The organism is Streptomyces sp. NPDC013187 (genome assembly GCF_042899705.1).
GTDB lineage: Bacteria > Actinomycetota > Actinomycetes > Streptomycetales > Streptomycetaceae > Streptomyces > Streptomyces hawaiiensis_A.
In genome coordinates this window covers 443,208-465,007 of record NZ_JBIBAF010000005.1, presented here as the reverse complement: position 1 = coordinate 465,007, position 21,800 = coordinate 443,208, and the positions used below count along the sequence as shown (strand labels likewise).

Here is a 21,800-nt window from a genome sequence, read left to right as displayed (position 1 = left end):
CTGGTGACGATCTACATCGACCCGCCGACCTGGCCCGGCCACGGCCGCCTGTGGTCCCACCTCGTCAGCGACGTGTCCTACGACGAACTGCACACCTTCGCCGCCCGCCTCGGCGTCCCGCCCCGGGCCTTCGAACGGGACCACTACGACATCCCCGAGCAGCGGTACGCCGACGCGGTGCGGGCCGGGGCCGTGGAGGTCAGCAGCCGCGAGGTCGTGCGGCTGCTGCACGCGGCCGGGCTGCGGCGGCCCAAGGGGCGTTATCCCTCGAGGGGTTCGCGCAGCTCGTAGGCCAGCTGCTCGGGATCCTCGGCGACCCGGATGAACCCGGCGCGCGCGAGCACGTTCTGCGACGGCAGGTTGTCCCGCTCGACGTTCGCGACCACGGTCCGCACCTCCGGCCGGCCCAGCGCCCACTGCGACAGCGCACGCAGCGCCTCGGTGGCGTAGCCGTGGCCGCGGGCACCCTCGACCAGGTCGTAGCCGATCTCGACCCGGCCCGCCTCGTCCGGGACGCTGTGGAACCCCATGGCGCCGATCGCGCGGCCGTCCTCGCGCCGGACCAGCACGTACGTGCCCCACTCCGGCCGGTGGACGCCGTCCTCGTACTGCTTGTGCACCAGCCCGGTGCCGACCCGGCTGCCCTCCATCGGGCCGCCCTCGATCCACTCGAAGCCGCCGTCGCCGACCGTGGACAGGTCGGCCGCGGCGGCCGGGGTGACGCCCTCGAGGGTGAGCCGATCGGTGCCGATCACCAGGTTGTTGTTCCAGCGCCACTGCGTGACCGGGGCGCGGCCGGCCAGTTCCCCGCGGCCGGTGGCCCACAGCAGGGTCGCCCACGGGGTGGGCCCGGGCTGGACGTGCGGGAAGATCCGGGTGAGCACGAAGTCGCACAGCTCGGGCGCCGGTTCGTACGACACGCCCAGCCCCTCGGCGATGTCGTGCGTGTGCAGCAGCACCTCGGCCACGCCCATCGCGGCGAACCCCTCGCGGTTCGCGCTGCGGAACGGGTACGGGTGGAAGGCCCGCACATCACGCGGGGCGGTGCGGACCGCCGCGGCGAGCAGGGCGCCGGTCGTGCGGATCACCTGCACCGCACCCGCGTTGTCGGTCCCCTCGTCCAACGAGATCTCGAAGGGCGTGTACCCCTCGGGCTCCCGTCCGGCCAGCTGTCCCGCGTAGGCGATGAGATCGCTCGCGATGTGCACGGCCGTCCCCCGGCAGTCCCACTCCAGCCGCCCGGCCCGCACGCCTTCCCAGTCCCGGTCGATGACCGTCCCCAACAGGCCCACGCACTCGGCGACGGCCTGCTCCACCTGCTCCGCACCCGTTGTCCACATGGGGGGCAGGCTACGAGGCGTCGTGGGGCGGGGGCGACAGCATTTCCAGCTCGGCGGTGAGGTTGTAGCGGGCCGTGGCCTCCCACTCGGCGGCGCCGTGGGGCGTCCTGAACAGGCGCGGAAGGTCGAGCAGTTGGCGCAGGATCGCGGCGCGGCCCGCGCGGAAGGCGTCACTGGGGACGAAGTGGTACTCCTCGCGGACGGCCGTGGTGTAGGCGGCGTACACCGACGATGGCGAGGCGAGGATCGCGAGGTCGGCGTCGCACAGGACCTGGCCGTCGGGGTCGTCGTCTGCGGGGTCGTGGCTGACGGTGAGCCGGACCAGGCGGGCCACCTCGGCGGTCTTCGCGTCGGGAACGCCGGCTTCCGCGAGGGCGCGTTCGGCGAGGCGGGCCGAGCGCTCCTCGTTCTCGGAGCGGTCGGGCAGGTAGACCGCGTCGTGGAACCACGCGGCCAGCCGGACCACGTCCGGGTCGTGCGCGTACCGCTGGAGTTCGTCGACGCGGTCGAGGACCGCCGTGAGGTGTTCGACCGTGTGGTAGCGGCGCTGGGGCTCCTGCCAGCGGGTGAGCAGATTGCCGGCGTACGGCGCCGGGTCCGGGCCACCGGCCGGGCCCCGGGCCGCTTCCAGGGCGCGGGCGAAACGGGTGCGCAGCAAGTCGAGATCGGCCATGGCGGCATTCTCCCGCCGAGCGGGCCCGGGCACCTAGCGTGGGGGGATGACGACACCTGCTGATGTACATGACGTACGGGACCCCGAGCAGCCCGGGCGGCTGCTCACGATCGAGCGTGACGCGCTGATCCCGCTGTTGCGGGGCCGGGCCGGGGAGGATTTCGCGCGGCCGGTCGCCGCGTGTCCGGGCTGGACGGTGCGGGACGTGCTGGCGCACTGCTCGGCCGCGCTGACCCGGGTGGCGGAGGGCAGGTTCGAGGAGGGCGTGTTCTCGCCCGAGTCCAACGACCGGGACATCGCGGAGCGGGCCGGCTGGAGCGACGCGCAGGTCGTCGACGAGCTGGAGCGGGGGATGGGCGAGGCCGGGTCCGTGATCGCCGCGGCCGGCGGGAAGCTGGACGGTCTCGCCCTGGGGGAGTGGGTGCACGCCGGGGACGTGCGCGAGGCCCTGGGTGAGCCAGGGGCGTACGGCGGGGCCGGGCTGCCGGACGCGCTCGCACTGCTCGCCCGGATCACCCGCGAGCGGGGGCACGTGCCGGTCCACGCCGACCTCGACGACCTGGACGAGCCGCTGCGGCTCGGCGAGAGCGGCGGGGAACGGCCCCCGGGCCGGTTCATCGGGGACGGACCGACGCTCGTACGGCTGTACACCGGGCGGCCGGTCGACGGGGCGCCGGCGTACGAGCTGGCCGGGGTGGAGGCGAAGGAGCTGAACATCTTCGGCTGAGGCATGCGCTCGGGCTCCGGGGTTCCGGCTCGGGGGCGTGCGCTCGGGCTTCGGGGTTCCGGCTCGGGGGCGTGCGCTCGGGCTTCGGGGTTCCGGCTCGGGGGCGTGCGCTCGGGCTTCGGGGTTCCGGCTCGGGGGCGTGGCTCGGGCTTCGGGGTTCCGGCTCGGGGGCGTGGCTCGGGCTTCGGGGTTCCGGCTCGGGGGCGTGGCTCGGGCTTCGGGGTTCCGGCCCGGGGGCGTGGCTCGGGCTTCGGGGTTCCGGCCCGGGGCTTGGGGTTCGGCGGGAGTGGGCAGCGTAGTCTTGATTGGACTAGACCTGTCATCGAACGCCGACGCATGCCGACGAAGGGGCCCCATGAGCAAGCGTGCAGTCCTGGAGGTGATCGCCCTCGGCGTCGAGGACGCGGTCGCCGCCCAGGCGGGAGGCGCGGACCGCCTCGAGCTGGTCACCGACATGGCGGCCGACGGGCTGACCCCGTCGGCCGCCACCGTCGCCGCCATCCGGCGTACGGTCGACATCTCCCTGCGGGTGATGATCCGGCCGGCGGACGGGTTCGCGGCGGGGGATGTCGAACGGCTGGTGCGGGTGGCCGGTGAGCTGCGTGAGGCCGGGGCATCGGAGTTCGTACTGGGCTTCCTCGATGCGGACGGTGTGGTCGATCTGGCGGCGGTGGAGCGCGTCGTGGGCATGCTGGACGGGTGCCCCTGGACGTTCCACCGGGCCATCGACCGGGCCGCGGACCGGGACGCCCTGCGCAAGCAGATGGACGGGATGCCGGGGCTGGACACGTATCTGACGGCCGGGGCTGCGGGCGGGGTCGATGACGGGTTGCCTGTGCTGCTCGCGGAGGCCGGGCGGGCCGGGGAGCCAGGGTACGAGCAGCGGTTGCTGGTGGGGGGTGGGTTGCGGCTGGAGCATGTGCCGGTGCTGTTGGAGGCCGGGGTCGACGGGTTCCACATCGGCGGGGCTGCTCGGCCTCAGGGGTGGGACGAGCCGGTGTCCGCGGAGGCGGTCGCAGGGTGGCGGACTGCGGTGGACGGCGCTCGGTAGGTGCCGTCCGTGGGGGCCGGGGGCGGGTGGGTGCACAGCTCGGCGTGACGAGGTGCCGCCGCGCCCGCCCGTGCCGTCCTCGGCGGCACGCATGCCCGTAACTCAGGCGAGCAGTTGCGGCGGCAGCGGGGCCGTGTGGGTCACCGTCAGGCCCGACACCGCTCGCGTGAGCGCCACGTACAGACGGCGCAGGCCCGTGCGTTCGTCCGGCTCGCCGTCCACCACCGCCCGGGGCTCGTCCAGGACCACGTAGTCGTACTCCAGGCCCTTCGCGAGCGAAGCGGGGACCAGGGTCAGGCGGGTGTCCTGGGTGGTTTCCTCACCCGGGCCGAGGTAGGGGATCCCCGCCTCCGTCAGGGCCCTGGACAGTTCGGGCACGCGGGCGTCCGCCGCGATGAGGCCCGTCGAGCCCTCGTGGCGTAGCAACTCGCGGCAGGCACCGACCACGTCCTTCTCGCCGGAGACCGGCCGGACCTCGAAGTGGCCCGGGTTCTCGCGGATCGAGGCCACCGGGGTCAGGCCGGGGGCGATGTGCGGGAGCAGCCGGGAGGCGTAGGTGATGACGTCCGTCGGGACGCGGAAACCGGCCGTCAGCTCCTCCACCAGGGCGTCCGGCTTGCCGAGATGGGTCAGCGCCTCCTGCCAGCTCCTGGTCGCCCAGGGCGTCGTGCCCTGCGCCAGGTCGCCCAGGATGGTGGCGCTGCCGGTGGTGCAGCGGCGGCCCACTGCCCGGTACTGCATGGGGGAGAGGTCCTGCGCCTCGTCGAGGACGACATGTCCCAGGGAGTGCGTGCGCTGGATCAGGTCGGTGGCCTCGTCGATCAGGACGGCGTCCGCGGGTGACCACCTGGCCGACTTCACGCTCCGCGCCGGCTTCGGCCAGAGGATCGCCTTCTGCTCGTCCTCGTCGAGGATCCCCTCGGCGTGCACGGCGAGGAACTCCGCGTCCGACAGCAGCCGCAGCACCAGCTTCGCCGGGTCGACCGCCGGCCAGACCGCCTTCACCGCCGCCTTGACCGCGCTGTTGCGGGCCACCGCGTCCTGCACCCGGTCGTCCGGCGCCTCACCCGACCGTTCCATCTGCACCAGCACGGCGTGCGCGATGCGCTGCGGCAGGGCCTCGCGCGCTGCACCGTAGCGGATGTCGCGGTCGAGCAACTCGCGGACGATGTCCTCCAGTTCGTACGCCGGGACCCGCCAGCGGCGGGAGCCGCGCACGACCACGACCGGCTCGGTGGGCAGCGTGACGTGCGCGTAGAGGGCCCGGCGCAGCACCCGCGCCAGCCGGGCGTCGCCCTTGACGACCGCGGCCGTCGCGTCGTCCGTGCCCTTGATCTCGACGTGGCCGACGAGGTCGTCGACGGTGGCCTGTTGGACGGCCAACTCACCCAGTGCGGGCAAGACTTGCTCGATGTAGTGCAGGAAGGACCGGTTCGGTCCGATGACCAGCGTGCCGGTCCGGGCGAGCCGCTCGCGGTGGGCGTAGAGGAGGTAGGCGACACGATGCAGGCCGACGGCGGTCTTCCCGGTGCCCGGGCCTCCCTGCACGCACACCGTGCCGGAGAGACCGGACCGGACGATCTCGTCCTGCTCCGGCTGGATCGTCGCGACGATGTCCCGCATCGGTCCGACACGCGGCCGCTCGATCTCCTGCTGGAGCAGCTTGCTCGTGCGGGCCGCCTCGGCCGGGTCCGACAGATGCTCGTCCTCGTACGCCGTGATGTCGCCGCGGGTGTAGCCGAAGCGGCGGCGCAGCGCGATGTCCATCGGGTCCTTCTTGGAAGCCCGGTAGAACGGCTGCGAGACCGGCGCGCGCCAGTCGATGACCATGGGGTCGCCGTCGTGGTCGTGCACATGGCGGCGACCGATGTAGAAGCGCTCCCCCTCCGCGCCCTCCGCCCCTTCGGCGCCGGGGGCGTGCAGGTAGTCGAGCCGGCCGAAGAACAGCGGGGTGTCGCTGAGGTCGGCCAGGGCCTTGACGCGCTGCTCGATCTGGCGGGCCAGCACCTCCGCGTTGACCCAGTTCGCGGTGACGTCGCTGATGTCGAGGGCCTCGACGTCCTCGCGCATGGCACGCAGGGCGGATCGGGACGAGGAGAGGTGGGAGCGCTCACGCGCGAGCGGGTCGTCGACGGGCGTGGACAAGGGGGTGCCTCCGGGGGACCTGCTGAAGAGTGGGCGGTGAGATGCCGGCCGGTTTCCGTCCGGTCGGCGGCACTCCGTGAGGGAGGCGGGCAAGAGCGGAGATCTTAGAGGAGGGGAGCCGTTGCCCGCGAACGGTTTTGGGTCCCGTGCTGTTCGAGGTCGAGCCGGCCCTTGAGGGGGTCGTTGACCGACTCGATCAGCTGCCGCGGCGACGAGCCGTTGTCGGCCACGACGGCAGGCCCGGCCGGGCGGCTGCCGGATGCGGCTCGTCGTCGATCAGGGGTGGGAGCGCGGCGCGGAGCACAAGGACCACACGGCCCCCTCGCGTGAATTCCGCGACACCGAGCGGAACCGTCCGTTCGAGATCTGCAAAGTCCTCGCAAGTTACTGAGATCTCGCCACGACAAGCCCCCTGCCGGACTGCCGACGGTCCGGAATTTCGGGAACGAAACCGGGAATGGATTTCTGCTCGAAATGGGCTCGAGGCGGCCTGGACCGGGGTGGGAACTCCCATTTTCTTGTGGCTGAATGACCTCAAAGGGAAAAGCCAGAGCTCGCCGACTGAACACATGAATCTGCAGCCATATGAGGGAGCCCCACGTGGACAGCGCAGCGACGACGAGTAACGTGCTCGAGCTGTTCGACTCCGATTTCATACGCGATCCGCACCCCACGCTCGCCTCGTTGCGTGAGCAGTCTCCCGCGCACCTGGTGGCCACTCCCAACGGCCTCAAGACGTGGCTGGTGACCCGCTACGAGGACGCCAAGGCGCTGCTGACCGACCCACGGGTGAGCAAGGACATGCGTGTCGGCTACGGCCTGGTCCCGCAGAACTTCGTGGATCCCGAGAAGCAGGCGCACTTCCAGGCGCAGCGGGGAACCCGCAAGCAGTTCGCGACCGAGCTGAGCACCACCATGCTGGACAGCGACCCGCCGCACCACACGCGCCTGCGCAAACTGGTCGCCAAGGCGTTCACCATGCGTCAGGTCGAGGCGCTGCGCCCGCGGATCACCGAACTGGTCACCGAACTCCTGGACGCCATGGAGGGCCAGGACGAGGCGGACCTGATGGACGCCCTCAGCTTCCCGGTCCCCTTCACCGTGATCTGCTGGCTGCTCGGCGTGCCGTCGCAGGACCGCGACCGGTTCCGTCGCTGGTCCAACCTGCTCACCTCCGGCCAGGGCACCGAGGAAGCCCTGGACGCCAGCCAGGACATGGTCGCCTACCTGCGCGCCCTCATCGCACAGAAGCGTGAGAACCCGGCCGACGACATGCTGACCGCGCTCATCGAGGCGACCGACGAGGGTGACAAGCTCGACGAGATCGAGCTGATCTCCATGGCTTTCCTCCTCCTCGTCGCCGGCCACGAGACCACGGTCAACCTGCTCAACACCGGCACTCTGGCGCTGCTCACCAATCCCGACCAGCGTGCCCTGCTGGATGCCGACCCCAGCCTGTGGGACAGCGCGATCGACGAGTTCCTGCGCATCGACGCGCCGCTGGCCAATGCCACTTGGCGCTTCACCCTGGAGCCGATTCAGCTGGGCGACGTACTGATCCCCAAGGGCGAGTTCATCACGATCTCGCTGAGCGCTGCCGGCCGTGACCCGAAGCGCTATCCCGACCCCGACCGCGTCGATATCACGCGCAAGAACTCCGGTCACGTGGCGTTCGGCCACGGCATCCACCACTGCATCGGCGCGCCCCTGGCCCGGCTCGAAGGCCGCATCGTGCTCGGTGAACTGTTCCGCCGCTTCCCCGGGCTGAGCCTTGCGAAGCCCGAGGGCGAGTTGTCCTGGCGGCCGAGCTTCAACCTGCGCGGTCTCGCCTCGCTGCCGGTCCGCCTGCGCTGACCGCGCACGCCGGTCGCCATGCCGTAAGACAGCCGCAACTGAGGAGACTTCCATGAACCGTCCGTCCTGGGCACCGCCCGAGGTCGACATCGAAAAGCCGAGCATCGCCCGGGTCTACGACTACTGGGTCGGCGGCACGCACAACTTCCCGGTCGACGTCGCGGTCGCCAAGTCCATCGCGGACAAGAACCCGCTGCTGCCGCGCACTCTGCGCTCCAACCGGGCCTTTTTGCGCCGCGCGGTCAAGGAACTGACCGACCTGGGCATCGACCAGTTCCTCGACATCGGCTCCGGCATCCCGACCGAGGGCAACGTCCACGAGGTCGCCCTCGAGATCAACCCCGACAGCCGCGTGCTGTATGTGGACATCGACCCGGTCGCCGTGGCCCACGGCAAGGCCATCCTCGCGGGCAACCCGCAGGCCGCGTCGCTGCTCGGCGACCTGCGCAAGCCCGGCGACATCTTCATGTCGCAGGAGATCGAGCTGATCGACTTCTCGCGCCCCGTCGCCCTGATCTTCGCTGCGGTGCTCCACTTCGTCAGCGACGCCGACGACCCGAAGGCCATGCTCCGCGAGTTCACCGACAAGCTCGCCCCGGGCAGCTACGTCGTCATCTCACATGCCGGCATGGACAAGAAGCCGGCACCCGAGGAGGTGCCGGCCTCCGCCCAGGAGACCTACGTGCGCAACGTCAGCGAGGTCTACTGGCGCGACACCGCCGAGGTCACGGCCCTATTCGAGGGCCTTGAACTGATCGAGCCCGGCGTGGTCCCCGTGCCGCTGTGGCGCATCGGCTCGGAGGGCGACCCCGAGGGCTTCGGCGCCGAGGCCCACGCCCTGGCCGGCGTGGCGAGGAAGGCCTGAGACCCGGACCGCAGCGAACGAACCGACGAGCCGGTTGAATGGGAGTGTGTGATGGAGACCGACCTTCGTGACAAGGTTGTGCTGGTGACCGGGGGCTCCTCGGGTATCGGCCGGGCGACTGCCGTCGCCTACGGCAAGGACGGCGCGCGCGTCGCGATCACGTACAACAGCAACAAGGAAGGCGCCGAGGAGACCGCCCGCCTCGCCCGCGAGGCCGGCGCCGCCGCCACCCTGACGGTCCGTTACGACCTCACCGACGAGGCCGTCATCCGGGACGCGGCCAAGACCGTCGCCGACACCTGGGGCGGCATCGACGTCCTGGTCAGCAACGCCGTCGTGTGGTCCGAGGGCATCCCGCGCCCGGGCCGGGTCATGCCCGCCTTCGAGGACGCCGACCCGAAGCTGTGGCAGGAAGTCCTGCGCACCGGCGTCGACGCGACCTTCTACACCGTGGCCGCGGTACTGCCGTTCATGCGCGGCCGCGAGTGGGGCCGCATCGTCATGGTCTCCTCGGGCCTGGCCGACTACGGCATGGTCGGGGGCGCCGCCTACGGCGCGGCCAAGGCCGGTCTGCTGGGCATCGCCCGGAGCCTGACCTGGGAGCTCGCCCCAGAGAACATCTTGGTCAACGTGGTCGCCCCGGGCCAGACGCTGACCGAGAACGTGCGCCGCATCGCCCCGGCCGCAGCACTCGAGGCCAAGGCCAAGACCCTCCCCTCGGGCCACCTGTCGGTGCCCGAGGACGTGGCGAACACGATCGTGTTCCTCGGTTCGCGCGCCAACGGCAACGTCAATGGCCAGACCGTCCGGGTCACCGGCGGAGCCTGACACCCGCCGGGCCGGCCGCCGCGTCCGCGCCCCGCGGACGCGGCGGCCCGGGTGCGCGCCCCACTCTTGGAGCACCCGGAGCTCATGCGTTACCAAAACCTCGGTGACGGCGCTGTCTGCCGGATCTTGCCTGAGGACATGACTTTCGGGGACGTCCCTGCGGGCAGCGGAGATCTCGCCGCGATCCGCGCCGCCAACCGGGACGAGGAGCGCTTCGCCCGAGGCCGACCGGCTCGACATCCGCCGCCAGGACTCGCGCCACCTCACCCTCGGCCACGGCGTCCACCACTGCCTGGGCGCCCCGCTCGTGCGCATGGAGATGCAGATCGCCCTGACCAGATGGTTCGACCGGTTCCCGCCGCTTCAGCTCGCGTGGCCCGAGGACGAACTCGAATGGATGTCCGAGCGGCTGCTCAGTGGCTTCCGCACTGTCCCGGTCACCAGGTGACCGCCCACACTCTGACTCTCTTGGAGGAACCATGCGTGTCGTCCGCTACCACGAGCACGGCGACCCGAGCGTCCTGCGCGTCGAGGACGCCCCCGTGCCGGAGGCCGGCCCCGGCGAGGTCCTGATCCGCGCGGAGGCGATCGGAGTCAACTACGCCGACGTCCAAAAGCGCCAGGGACTGCCCATCGGCGGTCCCGCCACCCTGCCCGCCGCGCCGGCCGGCGATGTCGCCGGCGTCGTCGAGGCGGTCGGCGCGGGCGTGACCGGCGTGACGGTGGGGGACCGCGTCGTCGCCCCGGTCCGCTACGGCGCCTACGCCGAGTACGCGACGGCGTACGCGGCCACGGCCTTCCCGATCCCGGCCGGCATCGACGCCGCCCAGGCCACCGCGCTGCCCAGCCCCGGCGAGACCGCCTACCACGTGCTCACCACCGTCGGCCAGCTGAAGCCCGGCGAGACCGTCCTGATCAACGCGGCGTCCGGCGGCGTCGGCCATCTCCTCGTCCAGCTCGCCCGTGCCAAGGGCGCCGGCCGCATCATCGGCACCGTCGGCTCCCCGGCCAAGCTCGACTTCATCGGTTCCGTCGGCGCGGACGTCGCGATCTGCTACGGGCACGAGGGCTGGGCGGACGAGGTCCGCTCGGCCACCGGCGACAGGGGCGCCGACCTGGTGCTCGAGACGGTCGGCAACGAGGTCCTGGCGCACAGCATCCAGCTGACGGCCCGCTTCGGCCGCATCGTCTGCTACGGGGGCGCATCCGGCGAGCGCCCGCCGGCCATCTCTCCCTGGGACTTCACCGACATGAAGTCGCTGCACGGCTTCAACCTGTACGCCCTCTTCCAGGACCGTCCCGAGGCCATCGCCGCAGGCCGCAAGGAACTGCTGGAGTACGTGGAGTCCGGCCAGGTCGTGCCCGCCGTGTACAGCCGGGTCCCCCTGCAGGAAGCGGCCAAAGCGCACGAGTTGATGGAGGCTCGGCAGCACACCGGCAAGGTCGTGCTGATTCCCTGACCACTGGGGCCAGTTGGCCGGCTCCCGCAGACTCTGCTATGGTCTTGGACGTCCGTAATCGCATTCAGAGGGAGTAGCGAGAGCCAAGACGAACACCGAAGGACCGGGATCAGCAGTCTGCTGATCGAAGGTTGAGAGGGCCCAGTGAGGGCCGGAGTCGGACAGGATCCGACCACCCATTCTCCGTCGCTGAAGACAAGCGGCGTTCTTCATTGAGTTCGTTCTGCGTACTCCCGCATCGAGTGGTGCCCGGTATCGGCACCGCTCCTCGATTACTAGGACCCTTCGTGGCTTCCACCTCGTCCGATCCTGGCAGCGCTGTCTCTGCCATGCCGGTTTCGTCCCCCAAGACCAACGTGATCGTCCTCGCCCTCATGGCGGCGGCCTTCCTCGCCCTGCTCGACACCCAAGTCGTCGCCACGGCGCTGCCCGCCATGGTCAGTGACCTGGGCGGACTCGACCAGTTCGCCTGGGTCACCACCGGCTACCTCATCGGCGGCTGCGCCGCCCTGCCCGTCTTCGGAAAGCTCGGGGACCTGTTCGGGCGCAAGCGCGTCTTCATCACCTCCATCATCGTCTTCCTCGCCGGATCGTTCGTGTGCGGCCTGGCCCAGACGATGGGTCAACTCATCGTCTTCCGCGTCATCCAGGGCATCGGCAGCGGGGGCCTGTTCATCGGCGTCCTCGCCCTCATCGGCGAGATGTTCTCCCCGCGTGAAGGCGCCCGCTACTACGGCTGGTTCTCCATCACCTTCGGCGCCGCCTCACTCCTCGGCCCCACCATGGGCGGCATCCTGACCGACCTCGCCGACTGGCGCTGGGTGTTCTTCGTGAACCTGCCCCTCGGCCTCATCGTCCTCGCCATCGTCTCCTCACTGTTGCACCTGCCCGCCCAGGTTCCGAAGAAGGCGCACATCGACTACGTCGGCGTCGTCCTGCTCGTCGCCGTGATCGTCGCCCTGAACCTCCTCACCAGCTGGGCCGGCGTCAAGTACGCCTGGTCCTCGCCCGTCACCCTCGCCCTGGCCGCCGGATCCCTCCTCGCCGTGGCGCTCTTCATCCTCGCCCAGCGCCGCGCCGTCGACCCGGTCATCCCGCTCAGGCTCTTCGCCGACAAGACCTTCACCATCGTCGTCATCCTCAGCTTCGTCGCGGGCTTCATCGGACTGGGCGTGCTCAACTACCTGGTCCTGTGGCTGCAGACCGTCCTCGGCCTCGACGTGGAGCAGGCCGGCTACGCCATCACCACCCTCATGCTCGGCGTCGTCGTGACCTCCTGGCTCAGCACCAAGGTCATGGGGCGCAGCGGCTCCTACCGATGGTTCCCCGTGCTCAGCATGGCGGTGTTCATCCTCGCCGGTGCGCTGTTCGCCACCGCCGGCCCCGACACCGGCGTCCCCCTCACGATCGGGTACATCCTGCTCTTCGGTATCGGCGCGGGCCTCAACATGCAGGCCCTGAACCTCGCCGCCCGCAACTCCGCGAGCATGCAGGACATCGGCGCCGTGCAGGGCACCACCAACCTCATGCGGCAGCTCGGCACCAGCCTCGGTGTTTCGTTCTTCGCCGCCCTGATGACCTCCCGGCTCGGTTCCGGCCTCAACGAGCGACTCGGCGGCGAAGCGGGTGCCCGGCTCGACAAGGACGGCTCGCTCTCGCCCGAGGTCCTCGGCCGCCTCTCCAGCTCCGTGCGCGCCGAAGTCGTCGACGTCTACGCGAACGCGCTGCGTGCCACGTTCTACGCGGTGATCCCGATCGCCCTGATCGGCCTGGTGGCCGCGCTTTTCCTCAAGGACGTCAAGCTCGCCGGCGGCCACGGCCACGGCGGCGCCGAGTCCGGGCAGTCCGGCGACGACACCGCCGACTCCGCCGCCGCCCCCCGCGGCGATTCCTGACCTTCCCACACGATCGAGTGGCCCCCTTCGCGCGGATTTCCGCCGTGCAGCACATTCCCAAGGAGACAAACACAATGATTCTGGTAACCGGCGCCACCGGCAATGTCGGCAGCGAACTCGTCGCCCAGCTCGCCGCCGACGGCGTGCCCGTGCGGGCCATGACCCGCACGCCGGAGAGGGCCCGCTTCCCCGAGGGCGTCGAGGTCGTCGCCGGTGACTTCGACAAGCCCGAGACGCTCCCCGCCGCCCTCGCCGGCGTCGACCGCCTCTTCGTCTGCCCGCCCGGCTACGGGCCCGAGGGCCCGGTCCAGGAGCGCACCCTCGTCGCCGCCGCCCGTGACGCCGGCGTGGCGCACCTGGTCAAGCTCTCCACCAGCGGCGTCCGGTTCGGCGCGACCGACCCGCTGACCTCCGGCCACCGGGCCGGCGAGCAGGTCATCCAGGACTCCGGCCTGTCATGGACCATCCTGCGCCCGGGCACCTTCATGGTCTACCTCTACAGCTACGCCGACACCATCCGTAAGGACCGGACCATGTACGTCACCGAGGGCGACCCGGTATCCGCCATGATCCACCCCCGCGACGTCGCCTCCGTTGCCGCCAAGGTCCTCACCACCTCCGGCCACGAGGGCCAGGCCTACACCCTCACCGGCGGCGAGGCCCTCAGTCCGCAGCGCCAGGGGGAGATCATCGGCGAAGCCCTCGGCGAGGAGGTCAGGGTCGTCGAGCGCACCAAGGACGAGGCCCAGGCCGAGTTCGACCGCCTGGGCTGGGGCGGCCCCCGCCTCGAGGCCCTGCTCGAGCTCAAGCGCCAGTCGGCCGCCTGGGACTGGAAGATCTTCGACTCCGTCGAGAAGATCACCGGCAAGGCTCCGCTGACCCTGCGCAACTGGGTCGACGAGAACATCCACATCTTCGGCTGAGCCGCACCACGGCGTGGGGCCGGCGGACCCGGGAGAATTCCCGGCCCGCCGGCCCCACGCCGGCCGGGACACGGCCGACTACCTGCCCGACGGTCCTCGGTGGACACCCCGGCGTCCGCGAAGCGCCCTCGCGTATGCCGGGGCGGTCCGGATCCATTCGTCCAGGGGACGTGCCCCTGCTCCTCTCGGGGGAGCGGGTCGGTCCAGCGGTGTACGCGGCGGCCGGGAGGTTCGTTCCCGAGACCGACGCGGGCCTTATGGGCCGAATCGCACCATGGAGACATGAGCGCAGCAACCATCCACCCCGCCCCGGCGCCGGGCCGCCCGCCCGGCGCCACCGCCGTGACAGGCAGCCACCGTCACCGCCTCGGCGACGCCCTGCGCGCCGTCAAGGTCTTCGCGGGCGCCGCCTTCGACGTGATCGTCCTCGGCCAGTACGGCGAGGAGGTCGGCGTGGTCCGCCGCCACAAGTGACCCGTCCCGCCCGCCCCGTGAGGTGACCCGACCCGCCGCCGGTCCGTAAGAGTGACCCGCCCTGCCGGTCCCTGGAAGTGACCCGCCCTGCCGGTCCTGGGCGATGAGCCGGGCCGCCCCTGCTGCTCAGCTGTCCGCGAGCAGCTCGTCCGCGTCCACGATCCGGTACGCGTACCCCTGCTCCGCCAGGAAGCGCTGGCGGTGCGCGGCGAAGTCCTGGTCGATGGTGTCCCGGGCGACCACCGAGTAGAAGTGCGCCTGGTGGCCGTCGGACTTGGGGCGCAGCACCCGGCCGAGGCGCTGGGCCTCCTCCTGCCGGGAGCCGAAGGTGCCCGAGACCTGGATCGCGACCGTCGCCTCCGGCAGGTCGATCGAGAAGTTCGCGACCTTGGACACCACGAGCACGCTGATCTCGCCCTCACGGAAGGCGTCGAAGAGCTTCTCCCGCTGCGCGTTCGACGTCTCGCCCTTGATCACGGGCGCGCCCAGATGCTCCCCGAGCTCGTCGAGCTGGTCGATGTACTGCCCGATGACGAGGATCTGCTGCCCGGCGAACTTCCGCACGATCGCCTCGGTCACCTTCCGCTTCGTCGCGGTCGTCGCGCAGAAGCGGTACTTCTCCTCCGTCTCGGCCGTGGCGTACGCGAGCCGCTCGGAGTCGGTCAGATTGACCCGGACCTCGACGCAGTCGGCGGGCGCGATGTAGCCCTGCGCCTCGATCTCCTTCCACGGCGCGTCGAACCGCTTGGGGCCGATCAGGGAGAACACGTCCGACTCCCGGCCGTCCTCGCGGACCAGGGTGGCGGTCAGGCCGAGCCGCCGCCGCGCCTGGAGGTCGGCGGTGAACTTGAAGACCGGCGCGGGCAGCAGGTGCACCTCGTCGTAGACGATCAGCCCCCAGTCCCGCGAGTCGAACAGCTCCAGGTGCGGGTAGACGCCCTTCCGCCGGGTCGTCAGCACCTGGTACGTGGCGATGGTGACCGGCCGGATCTCCTTGCGGGTGCCGCTGTACTCGCCGATCTCGTCCTCGGTCAGCGAGGTCCGCTTCACCAGCTCGTGCTTCCACTGCCGCGCGGAGACGGTGTTGGTGACGAGGATGAGGGTGGTCGACTTCGCCTGCGCCATCGACCCGGCCCCGACCAGCGTCTTCCCGGCGCCGCAGGGCAGGACGACGACGCCCGAACCGCCGTGCCAGAAGTTCTCCACGGCCTGCTTCTGGTACGGCCGGAGCGCCCAGCCGTCCTCGGCCAGCTCGATCTCGTGCGCCTCGCCGTCGACGTACCCGGCGAGGTCCTCGGCCGGCCAGCCCAGCTTCAGCAGCGTCTGCTTGATCTGCCCGCGCTCGGAGGGGTGCACGACGACGGTGTCCGGGTCGATGCGGGCGCCGACCAGGGGCGTGATCCGCTTCGACCGGAGGATCTCCTCCAGCACCGGGCGGTCGGTGGTGGTCAGGACCAGTCCGTGCGCCGGGTGCTTGGACAGGGTGAGACGGCCGTAGCGGTCCATCGTCTCGGCGATGTCGACGAGCAGCGCGTGCGGCACCGGGTAGCGGCTGTACTGCACGAGCGCGTCCACGACCTGCTCGGCGTCGTGGCCCGCCGCGCGGGCGTTCCACAGGCCGAGCGGGGTCACGCGGTAGGTGTGGATGTGCTCCGGCGCCCGCTCCAGTTCCGCGAACGGGGCGATGGCCCGGCGGCAGCCGTCGGCCTGCTCGTGGTCGACTTCCAGGAGCAGGGTCTTGTCGGACTGGACGATCAGCGGACCATTCACGCGAGGCACCCTTTCTGTGGCCGGAGGGCTCGGACGGCTCGACAGCGCGACGCCCCGGCCAAACGTCCAGTGTGCCTGATCGACCGCGTCAGGTGGTGTGATCTGCGCGTCCGGTCGTACTGAATGCCTATTCATCCCAACGTGTGGTGTGAATTCAGTTTTTCCCTCGCGGCCCCGAAGAATGGCGCAGGTGCGCAACCCGACGACCACCACGCTCGGATACGCCCTGTTCGCCACCCGCTGGCTCCAGGCCCCGCTGTACTTCGGGCTGGTGGCCGCCCAGGGCGTCTACGTCTACAAGTTCTTCAAGGAGCTCTGGACCTTAATCCTGATGTGCGTGAGCGGGCACGCGACCGAGACGTACGTGATGCTCGCGGTGCTCAAGCTGGTCGACGTCGTCATGATCGCCAACCTGCTGATCATGGTCATCGTCGGCGGCTACGAGACGTTCGTCTCGCGCATCGGCCTGCAGGGCCACCGTGACCAGCCGGAATGGCTCTCGCACGTGAACTCCAACGTGCTGAAGGTCAAGCTCGCCACGGCGATCGTGGGCATCTCCTCGGTGCATCTGCTGCAGATGTTCGTGGACGTCCACCACACCTCCCGGCACGCCCTGCTGTGGGGGACGGTGATCCACATGGCGTTCATCGCCTCGGCCGCGATCCTCGCCTACATGTCGGGCCCGATGGTCGCCCACACGGACCGCGGCCACGCCGACCGCGCACCGGCAGGGCATGCGCAGGCGGGGCAGGCTCAGGCAGGGCACGCGCAGGCCGTGGGCCAGGAAGAGAGCGACCGCAGAGACCGGCACCGGGCCCGGCCGGAACCCGAGGCCTCGGTGGCCACTCCCGCGGTCCCTCGACAACCCGACCCGGACGCCGACTCCGAGGCCCGGATCCGAGCCGCAGGCTTCCCCGCCCGCAAGCTGCTGGAGGACTTCGACCAGCAGCACCCCCGGGCCTTCGACCGGGAGACCGTGGCCCGGCTCGGCAAGGCGGCCTTCGTCGACGCCCGGCGGAACGTGGTCTTCGTCGGGCCGCCCGGCACCGGCAAGACCCACCTGGCCGTCGCCCTGGGCGTCCGCGCCTGCCAGGCCGGGCACCGGGTGCTGTTCGCGACGGCCGCCGAGTGGGCGGCCCGGCTCATGGAAGCCCGAGCCGCCGGCCGGCTCGACGCGGAGCTGACCGCTCTCGACGATCACCCCCTCCTGATCGTCGACGAGGTCGGCTACACGCCCTTCGACGCGGCGACCGCGGGCCTGTTCTTCCGGCTCGTCGCCCACCGCTACGAGCGGGCCTCGCTGATCGTGACCAGCGACCGCCCGCTGGGCCGCTGGGACGAGGTCTTCGGGCCGTCGGCCCCGGCGATGACGGACCGCCTGGCCCATCACGCCGACATCGTGCGGCTGGACGGCGACAGTTACCGGACGCGCCGCGTTACCGCAGCGTGGGCAGACTGACGTTCTGGACGAGCGGGCCTTCGATGGAGACCCCCTCGGTGACCAGCGGCTCCACGGCGGCGACCGGCAGGGGCAGCGGCGGCGCGGGGGCCGCTGTGGCGGAGGGCGCGAGCACCCCCACGAGCGCGACGGCACAGAGAGCGGCGGCGGGCAGGTTCTCACGCATGGGGACGGCACGGCCTTTCGGAGACTGACATCGGGGGACGGCGGCACCGCATCGCCGCGAGCCGGCCCGGGGACGCCCGGACCGGCCCGAAGCGAGTGCGGGAGCGGATCAGATCTGCGGTGTCTCCAGGACGAGGCCGGCGACGTCGATGCTCACCGCGGAGGCCGGGGTGGCGAGCCCGCCGAACGTCATCAGGGCGGCGGTGACGAGGACGGCGGCGACTCGACGGACAGCGCGCATGGGGGGATTTCCTTTCGGAGCGGCTCACAGGACACCCGGTGGCTGCCCCCGCCCGCACGGCGTGATGCGGCGCGCCCGGGAAGGTCGCCCGAGCGTGGGAAATCCCCGGCGTGGCGTGCATGAACGCCCGTCCGCACCCGAACGGGTGACACGGCCCCCGCGCGGGGGCCGTCAGCCCGCGTCGTCGGCGAGCTCGGCGACCCCGGTGATCCGGTGCAGCGGATACGTACGGACCTCGTCCGCGGTGTGGTCATAGGCCGTCACGAAGCCGCCCTCGACGCGGATCGGGGCGATGACCCGCTGACTGGCGGCGCCCTCGGCGTTGACGTAGCCGATCCACAGGGCCTCGCCGGTGAGGACGGCGGCCTGCATGGTGGCGAGGGTCTCTGCGGCGCCGGTGCGGGGCGGTTCGCCGTTGGCCGCCGGAGCCGCGCCCGGCTTGCGCGGGGTGGTGGAGGCCAGGTCGCCGGCCCGGATGGCGCGCAGCGCGGCCGCCAGGAGGATGTCGTCCGGGACGGGCGGGCCGTCCGGGACCGGCTCGGGCGGGGTGCGGGGCGGGGTGCGGTGGGCCAGGGCGCGGGTGATCAGCACATCGCCCTCCGCGGACTCGGCGGCCGGCGCGAACCCCATCGCCCGCAGGCCTTCCAGGAGCCCCGCCGGGTCGGCCTGGGCGGCCAGCACGGTCGGGGCGAGCCGGCGCAGCCCGAGCCCGGCGGCCCGCTTGTCGGCGAGGATCTCGCTGAGCACCGCGTCGTCGTCGCAGCGCACGTACGCCGAGGCCGCGCCGACCCGCAGATGGCCGTGCCGCCGGGCCACATCGTCGATCAGGTAGGCGAGCGGCTGCGGCACCGGCGTGCGGGAGTGCGCGGCGAGGAAGGCGTGCAGGTCGGAGGCGGCCTGACCGGCGTCCAGCGCCCGCCGCACCGAGCCGGGCGTGAACCGGTAGACGGTCGCCCCGCCCTTTGACTCGACGTCCGCCAGCACGCCCAGCATGTCCGCGAGCGGCCGCTGCAAGGGCCCGGGCGCCACCGCCGTCAGGTCGGCCTGGAGCAGGACGTGGTCCAGCGGTTCGGGCAGCAACGGCGCGAGCAGCCGGGCCGCGGCGGCGGAGGCGACGGCCTGTTCGGCGGGAGAGAGCGGAGCGAGCGGGGTGGCGCGGTGATGGTGGTGGACGGGCAGCTTGTCCCCCGGCCCGGAGGGTTCCGCTTCCGGACCCGGCGCGGGAGCAGCGGACGCGCCCAGCAGTGCCCGGCCCTGGGTCGACAGCGCGCCGCGGCCCGTGACGCCCAGCAGCTCCGCCTCGGACAGCGCCCACTCGGCGAGCCGGCCGCGCAGGTCGTCCTCGCGCCGGTCGCCCCGCAGGGGCCGCTCCCAGCGCAGCCGGGCCAGCACCGACCCGGTGGCGGGCACGGCGCCTTCCGGCAGCCCGGCGAGCAGCGCCAGCACCCTGTGCCGTACCTCGGGCGCCGCCGAGCGGTCCAGACCGGGCCCGAGCGCCGACAACGTACGGTCCTTGGCGTCCCGCCCGCCCACCAGACCGGCCGTGCGGGTCGCCGTGAGCCAGGCCGTGACCAGCCGCGACCAGCGCTCGGCCGGGGGCTGCTCCAGCCACTCGTCGTACGCCGGGGTCGCCGCGTACCGTTCGTCGGCCTCGCCGTCCGAGGCGATCAGACCGGCCGCGTACGCCAGTTCCACCCAGAACGCGGCCGTCGGCTCGGGCACGTCGAGGGCGACCGCCGTCCGTTTCAGGTCCCGCACGCTCAGCCCACCGGCCCGCAGCACAGCCGGCCCGCCCTCGTCCCAGTCCTTCAGCAGCTCCTCGACGGTCGCGAGCGCGGTGTACGCCTGCCCGGCCGCGGTGCTGTCCACAACCTGTGGACGATGTGCGGCGGCCGCCTCGACCACCGGCGGTACCGGCTCGGCCGCCCGGTGCGCCAGACCCCGCCGCAGGTGCAGGGCGACCTCACGCGGCAGGACGACCGTCCCGGGCGCCGTCGGCAGCAGCAGCCCGCGATCCAGCAGCCAGCGCAGCCGGGGCGCGGGATCGGCGGTGACCTGCCCGTACGGCGGCCCCCACACCAGGCGTTCCAGTACGTCCAGGGAGTCGGCCGGGGCGTCGGCGAGCAGCGCGGCCATCCGGGCCCGGTCCGTGAACAGCCCGGTCAGAGCGGTCACCGCGGAGACCGAGTCGTGGGTCGAGGCCAGTCCGGCCGCCGCGACGATCGCCTGGATCCGGCCCGGGGACATCCCGGCGGTGGCCTCCTGGACGGTCGGGCCGAGCCCGGTCGGCGAGGGGTGCTGCGGCGAGGGTGCCAGCAGCTCACGCGCCGTGCGGACCAGCCGCAGCCGGTCGTCGTCGCCCCACACCAGGGCCTGCTCGCGCAGCAGGCCGACGGCGTGCGGCAGGGCGGCGACCACGGCCGGGTCGGCGTCGTCCCCGGCCATGAGCCCGAGCAGTTCGCCGTACGTCGCGGGGTCCGCGGCCACGGCCAGCGCCTCCGCGGTCTGCAGCGAGAACCGGTCCAGCCGCTCCAGGGCCCGCACCACTGAGGCACGGGTGCCGGCGCGGGTCGCGAGCTGGGTGAGGTCGGTGGGGACGGGCGTGATGAGATCCGGGCGGCTGCGCAGGAGCGCGCCCAGCGAAGCGTCGCCCCGCGCGCGGAGCGCTTCCGCGAGGGAGCGGGGGGCCGGGGGCCTGTCCTCGGTGCTCATCCGGTCCACGGTAGCGGGTCGCCCGCGGCGGCCGGGCCGACCGTGCGCGGCCTCGCCCCCCGTACGCGGGACGGGCTTTTGGCCGCCCCCAGGGCACTCGCGGTACCGTCGTGCGACGGCGTCACGCAACGCACCCGCCCCGGAGGGGACTTCGTGGGGATTGAGAGCGACCAGGTCGTTTACGAGTATCTGAGCCGCGTCGGCGACGTGGCCCAGCAGCGGCAGTTGTCGTCGGCCACCCGCATGCGACTGGTCGCGGACCTGCGCAACGAGATCGACAAACGCCGCTCCAAGGCCACCGTCGACTCGCCCGCCGCCGTCCGCCGCATCCTGTCCCGCCTGGGCAGCCCCGACGACGTCGTGACCGCGGCGGCGGGCGGCACGACCGGTGAGCCGTACAGCGCCGCTCCCGCCTCCGTCCCGGTGCAGCGCGAAACCGAGGCGGAGGAGCGGGGCGAGCGGGCGAAGGGCGTCATGCGGCGCGTCGTACCGCGCCCCCGCCCGGCGCGGCCCGCCCAGGACCCGCACCCCGCGCCCTCCGACGGGGCGGCCCCGCCGCATCTGGCCGCCGGGCACGAGCTCGGGGACAGCGCGCTTCAGCCGGACTGGTGGCGGGTGGAGAGCGGACCCTTCGGCGTGGGCGACGAGGTGCCGGGCTTCGTGGGCGGTGTGGAGCTGCCCGACCTGCTGAAGCCTCCGGCGCAGCGGCAGGGACAGCCGGAGAAGCCGGACGCCGTGGAGGCGGCACCGGCCGTCGAGCAGGTGGTGGAGCCCGAGAAGGGGGGCCGCCGCCGTCTCGTGCGCATCCCGGCCGGGAACTGGAGCAACCCGCTCCTCCTGATCGCCGCCGGGCTCCTCGTCGCCGGTGCCGTGCTCGGCAACTGGTTCGTCCTGCTGCTCGGCTGGCTCATCGCCTACGCCTCCCGCCGCCTCACCCAGGCCGAGACCAAGTGGGCGGTCGTGATCCTGCCCGGCCTCTCCCTGGCGGGGGGCCTGGTCTGGCTGTGGGGCCGCATGAACGGCCGCTGGGGCACCCCGATCGCCGAGGGCCACATGAACGCGGCGGTGTCGGAGACCTGGCCGTGGGTGGTCAGGGGCGCGGCGGTGGCATCGGCGCTGTTCCTGGTGTGGCGCTCCCAGCGCTCGCGCTAGCGGACACCCGGTGGGCACGTCCGGCGCTCCCAGCCGGACGTCTGCCGTTCACACCGCCTGGGCACA

The 21,800-nt window shown here is 72.1% G+C and carries 20 protein-coding genes; 13 read left to right on the top strand and 7 right to left on the bottom strand.

What is annotated here, in order from left to right:
- The first annotated feature begins 3 nt into the window (after nucleotides 1-3).
- Entirely contained in the window at nucleotides 4-291 is a 288-nt protein-coding gene (locus ACFY5B_RS13330; protein ID WP_376646845.1) for a DUF4031 domain-containing protein, read from the top strand.
- Here ACFY5B_RS13330 and ACFY5B_RS13325 read toward each other — a convergent pair.
- Both ACFY5B_RS13325 and ACFY5B_RS13320 read right to left on the bottom strand, forming a co-directional pair.
- On the bottom strand, nucleotides 261-1,340 hold the full coding sequence (locus ACFY5B_RS13325; RefSeq protein ID WP_389968438.1) for a GNAT family N-acetyltransferase: 1,080 nt from the start codon (nucleotides 1,338-1,340) through the stop codon (nucleotides 261-263). The two genes, ACFY5B_RS13330 and ACFY5B_RS13325, sit on opposite strands and share 31 nt — an antisense overlap.
- A 10-nt stretch (nucleotides 1,341-1,350) precedes the next feature.
- On the bottom strand, nucleotides 1,351-2,013 hold the full coding sequence (locus ACFY5B_RS13320; RefSeq protein ID WP_389968436.1) for a hypothetical protein: 663 nt from the start codon (nucleotides 2,011-2,013) through the stop codon (nucleotides 1,351-1,353).
- Between the two features lie 46 nt (nucleotides 2,014-2,059).
- On the opposite strand from ACFY5B_RS13320, the gene ACFY5B_RS13315 reads away from it, so the two are divergent.
- Together ACFY5B_RS13315 and ACFY5B_RS13310 are read left to right on the top strand one after the other, a co-directional pair.
- Entirely contained in the window at nucleotides 2,060-2,740 is a 681-nt protein-coding gene (locus ACFY5B_RS13315) for a maleylpyruvate isomerase family mycothiol-dependent enzyme (RefSeq protein ID WP_389968434.1), read from the top strand.
- A 355-nt stretch (nucleotides 2,741-3,095) separates the two neighbouring features.
- Nucleotides 3,096-3,791 carry a copper homeostasis protein CutC gene (locus ACFY5B_RS13310; protein WP_389968432.1) on the top strand — a complete coding sequence of 232 codons (696 nt, stop codon included), beginning with the start codon at nucleotides 3,096-3,098 and terminating at the stop codon, nucleotides 3,789-3,791.
- Between the two features lie 102 nt (nucleotides 3,792-3,893).
- On the opposite strand, the gene ACFY5B_RS13305 is transcribed toward ACFY5B_RS13310, so the two are convergent.
- Entirely contained in the window at nucleotides 3,894-5,936 is a 2,043-nt protein-coding gene (locus ACFY5B_RS13305) for a HelD family protein (RefSeq protein ID WP_389968430.1), read from the bottom strand.
- Between the two features lie 600 nt (nucleotides 5,937-6,536).
- On the opposite strand from ACFY5B_RS13305, the gene ACFY5B_RS13300 reads away from it, so the two are divergent.
- The 8 genes from ACFY5B_RS13300 (at nucleotide 6,537) to ACFY5B_RS13265 (ending at nucleotide 14,235) form a co-directional block, all read left to right on the top strand.
- Nucleotides 6,537-7,790 carry a cytochrome P450 gene (locus ACFY5B_RS13300; RefSeq protein ID WP_389968429.1) on the top strand — a complete coding sequence of 418 codons (1,254 nt, stop codon included), beginning with the start codon at nucleotides 6,537-6,539 and terminating at the stop codon, nucleotides 7,788-7,790.
- A gap of 52 nt (nucleotides 7,791-7,842) precedes the next feature.
- Nucleotides 7,843-8,655 (top strand): SAM-dependent methyltransferase, encoded by an 813-nt coding sequence (locus ACFY5B_RS13295; protein WP_389968428.1) that lies wholly within the window; start codon nucleotides 7,843-7,845, stop codon nucleotides 8,653-8,655.
- 51 nt (nucleotides 8,656-8,706) lie between these two features.
- Nucleotides 8,707-9,483: an SDR family NAD(P)-dependent oxidoreductase gene (locus ACFY5B_RS13290; RefSeq protein ID WP_389968426.1), complete on the top strand. Its 777-nt coding sequence runs from the start codon at nucleotides 8,707-8,709 to the stop codon at nucleotides 9,481-9,483.
- A gap of 313 nt (nucleotides 9,484-9,796) precedes the next feature.
- Nucleotides 9,797-9,931 (top strand): hypothetical protein, encoded by a 135-nt coding sequence (locus ACFY5B_RS13285; RefSeq protein WP_389968424.1) that lies wholly within the window; start codon nucleotides 9,797-9,799, stop codon nucleotides 9,929-9,931.
- A gap of 31 nt (nucleotides 9,932-9,962) precedes the next feature.
- Nucleotides 9,963-10,943 (top strand): zinc-binding alcohol dehydrogenase family protein, encoded by a 981-nt coding sequence (locus ACFY5B_RS13280; RefSeq protein WP_389968422.1) that lies wholly within the window; start codon nucleotides 9,963-9,965, stop codon nucleotides 10,941-10,943.
- A gap of 329 nt (nucleotides 10,944-11,272) precedes the next feature.
- A complete protein-coding gene (locus tag ACFY5B_RS13275) occupies nucleotides 11,273-12,838 on the top strand; it encodes an MDR family MFS transporter (protein ID WP_389968420.1) in 1,566 nt (521 codons plus the stop codon).
- A gap of 74 nt (nucleotides 12,839-12,912) precedes the next feature.
- Nucleotides 12,913-13,761 carry an SDR family oxidoreductase gene (locus tag ACFY5B_RS13270; RefSeq protein WP_389968418.1) on the top strand — a complete coding sequence of 283 codons (849 nt, stop codon included), beginning with the start codon at nucleotides 12,913-12,915 and terminating at the stop codon, nucleotides 13,759-13,761.
- A gap of 282 nt (nucleotides 13,762-14,043) precedes the next feature.
- A complete protein-coding gene (locus tag ACFY5B_RS13265; protein ID WP_104786066.1) occupies nucleotides 14,044-14,235 on the top strand; it encodes a hypothetical protein in 192 nt (63 codons plus the stop codon).
- A 126-nt stretch (nucleotides 14,236-14,361) separates the two neighbouring features.
- Here the strand turns inward: ACFY5B_RS13265 and ACFY5B_RS13260 are convergent, their stop codons facing one another.
- Entirely contained in the window at nucleotides 14,362-16,005 is a 1,644-nt protein-coding gene (locus ACFY5B_RS13260; protein WP_389968416.1) for a DNA repair helicase XPB, read from the bottom strand.
- A 181-nt stretch (nucleotides 16,006-16,186) separates the two neighbouring features.
- On the opposite strand from ACFY5B_RS13260, the gene istB reads away from it, so the two are divergent.
- The gene (istB, locus tag ACFY5B_RS13255; RefSeq protein ID WP_389968414.1) at nucleotides 16,187-17,464 is read left to right on the top strand and encodes an IS21-like element helper ATPase IstB; all 1,278 of its coding nucleotides are present in this window, start codon (nucleotides 16,187-16,189) and stop codon (nucleotides 17,462-17,464) included.
- Here the strand turns inward: istB and ACFY5B_RS13250 are convergent.
- From ACFY5B_RS13250 to ACFY5B_RS13240, 3 genes are all read right to left on the bottom strand, one after another.
- A complete protein-coding gene (locus tag ACFY5B_RS13250; RefSeq protein ID WP_389968412.1) occupies nucleotides 17,442-17,630 on the bottom strand; it encodes a hypothetical protein in 189 nt (62 codons plus the stop codon). The two genes, istB and ACFY5B_RS13250, sit on opposite strands and share 23 nt — an antisense overlap.
- Nucleotides 17,631-17,738: 108 nt before the next feature.
- Entirely contained in the window at nucleotides 17,739-17,870 is a 132-nt protein-coding gene (locus ACFY5B_RS13245) for a hypothetical protein (protein WP_257027809.1), read from the bottom strand.
- A 171-nt stretch (nucleotides 17,871-18,041) separates the two neighbouring features.
- Complete coding sequence (locus ACFY5B_RS13240) at nucleotides 18,042-20,582, bottom strand: helicase-associated domain-containing protein (RefSeq protein ID WP_389968409.1); 2,541 nt, start codon at nucleotides 20,580-20,582, stop codon at nucleotides 18,042-18,044.
- A gap of 153 nt (nucleotides 20,583-20,735) precedes the next feature.
- On the opposite strand from ACFY5B_RS13240, the gene ACFY5B_RS13235 reads away from it, so the two are divergent.
- Nucleotides 20,736-21,734, top strand: a complete 999-nt coding sequence (locus ACFY5B_RS13235; protein WP_389968407.1) for a hypothetical protein — start codon at nucleotides 20,736-20,738, stop codon at nucleotides 21,732-21,734.
- Nucleotides 21,735-21,800 lie beyond the last annotated feature (66 nt).

Coding starts and splice junctions, on each gene's coding strand:
- ACFY5B_RS13275 (WP_389968420.1), top strand. CDS start 11,273: ATGCCGGTTTCGTCCCCCAAGACCAACGTGATCGTCCTCGCCCTCATG.
- ACFY5B_RS13250 (WP_389968412.1), bottom strand. CDS start 17,630: ATGCGTGAGAACCTGCCCGCCGCCGCTCTCTGTGCCGTCGCGCTCGTG.
- ACFY5B_RS13295 (WP_389968428.1), top strand. CDS start 7,843: ATGAACCGTCCGTCCTGGGCACCGCCCGAGGTCGACATCGAAAAGCCG.
- istB (WP_389968414.1), top strand. CDS start 16,187: ATGGCGCAGGTGCGCAACCCGACGACCACCACGCTCGGATACGCCCTG.
- ACFY5B_RS13315 (WP_389968434.1), top strand. CDS start 2,060: ATGACGACACCTGCTGATGTACATGACGTACGGGACCCCGAGCAGCCC.
- ACFY5B_RS13310 (WP_389968432.1), top strand. CDS start 3,096: ATGAGCAAGCGTGCAGTCCTGGAGGTGATCGCCCTCGGCGTCGAGGAC.
- ACFY5B_RS13285 (WP_389968424.1), top strand. CDS start 9,797: ATGGAGATGCAGATCGCCCTGACCAGATGGTTCGACCGGTTCCCGCCG.
- ACFY5B_RS13320 (WP_389968436.1), bottom strand. CDS start 2,013: ATGGCCGATCTCGACTTGCTGCGCACCCGTTTCGCCCGCGCCCTGGAA.
- ACFY5B_RS13280 (WP_389968422.1), top strand. CDS start 9,963: ATGCGTGTCGTCCGCTACCACGAGCACGGCGACCCGAGCGTCCTGCGC.
- ACFY5B_RS13290 (WP_389968426.1), top strand. CDS start 8,707: ATGGAGACCGACCTTCGTGACAAGGTTGTGCTGGTGACCGGGGGCTCC.
- ACFY5B_RS13325 (WP_389968438.1), bottom strand. CDS start 1,340: ATGTGGACAACGGGTGCGGAGCAGGTGGAGCAGGCCGTCGCCGAGTGC.
- ACFY5B_RS13245 (WP_257027809.1), bottom strand. CDS start 17,870: ATGCGCGCTGTCCGTCGAGTCGCCGCCGTCCTCGTCACCGCCGCCCTG.
- ACFY5B_RS13265 (WP_104786066.1), top strand. CDS start 14,044: ATGAGCGCAGCAACCATCCACCCCGCCCCGGCGCCGGGCCGCCCGCCC.
- ACFY5B_RS13240 (WP_389968409.1), bottom strand. CDS start 20,582: ATGAGCACCGAGGACAGGCCCCCGGCCCCCCGCTCCCTCGCGGAAGCG.
- ACFY5B_RS13270 (WP_389968418.1), top strand. CDS start 12,913: ATGATTCTGGTAACCGGCGCCACCGGCAATGTCGGCAGCGAACTCGTC.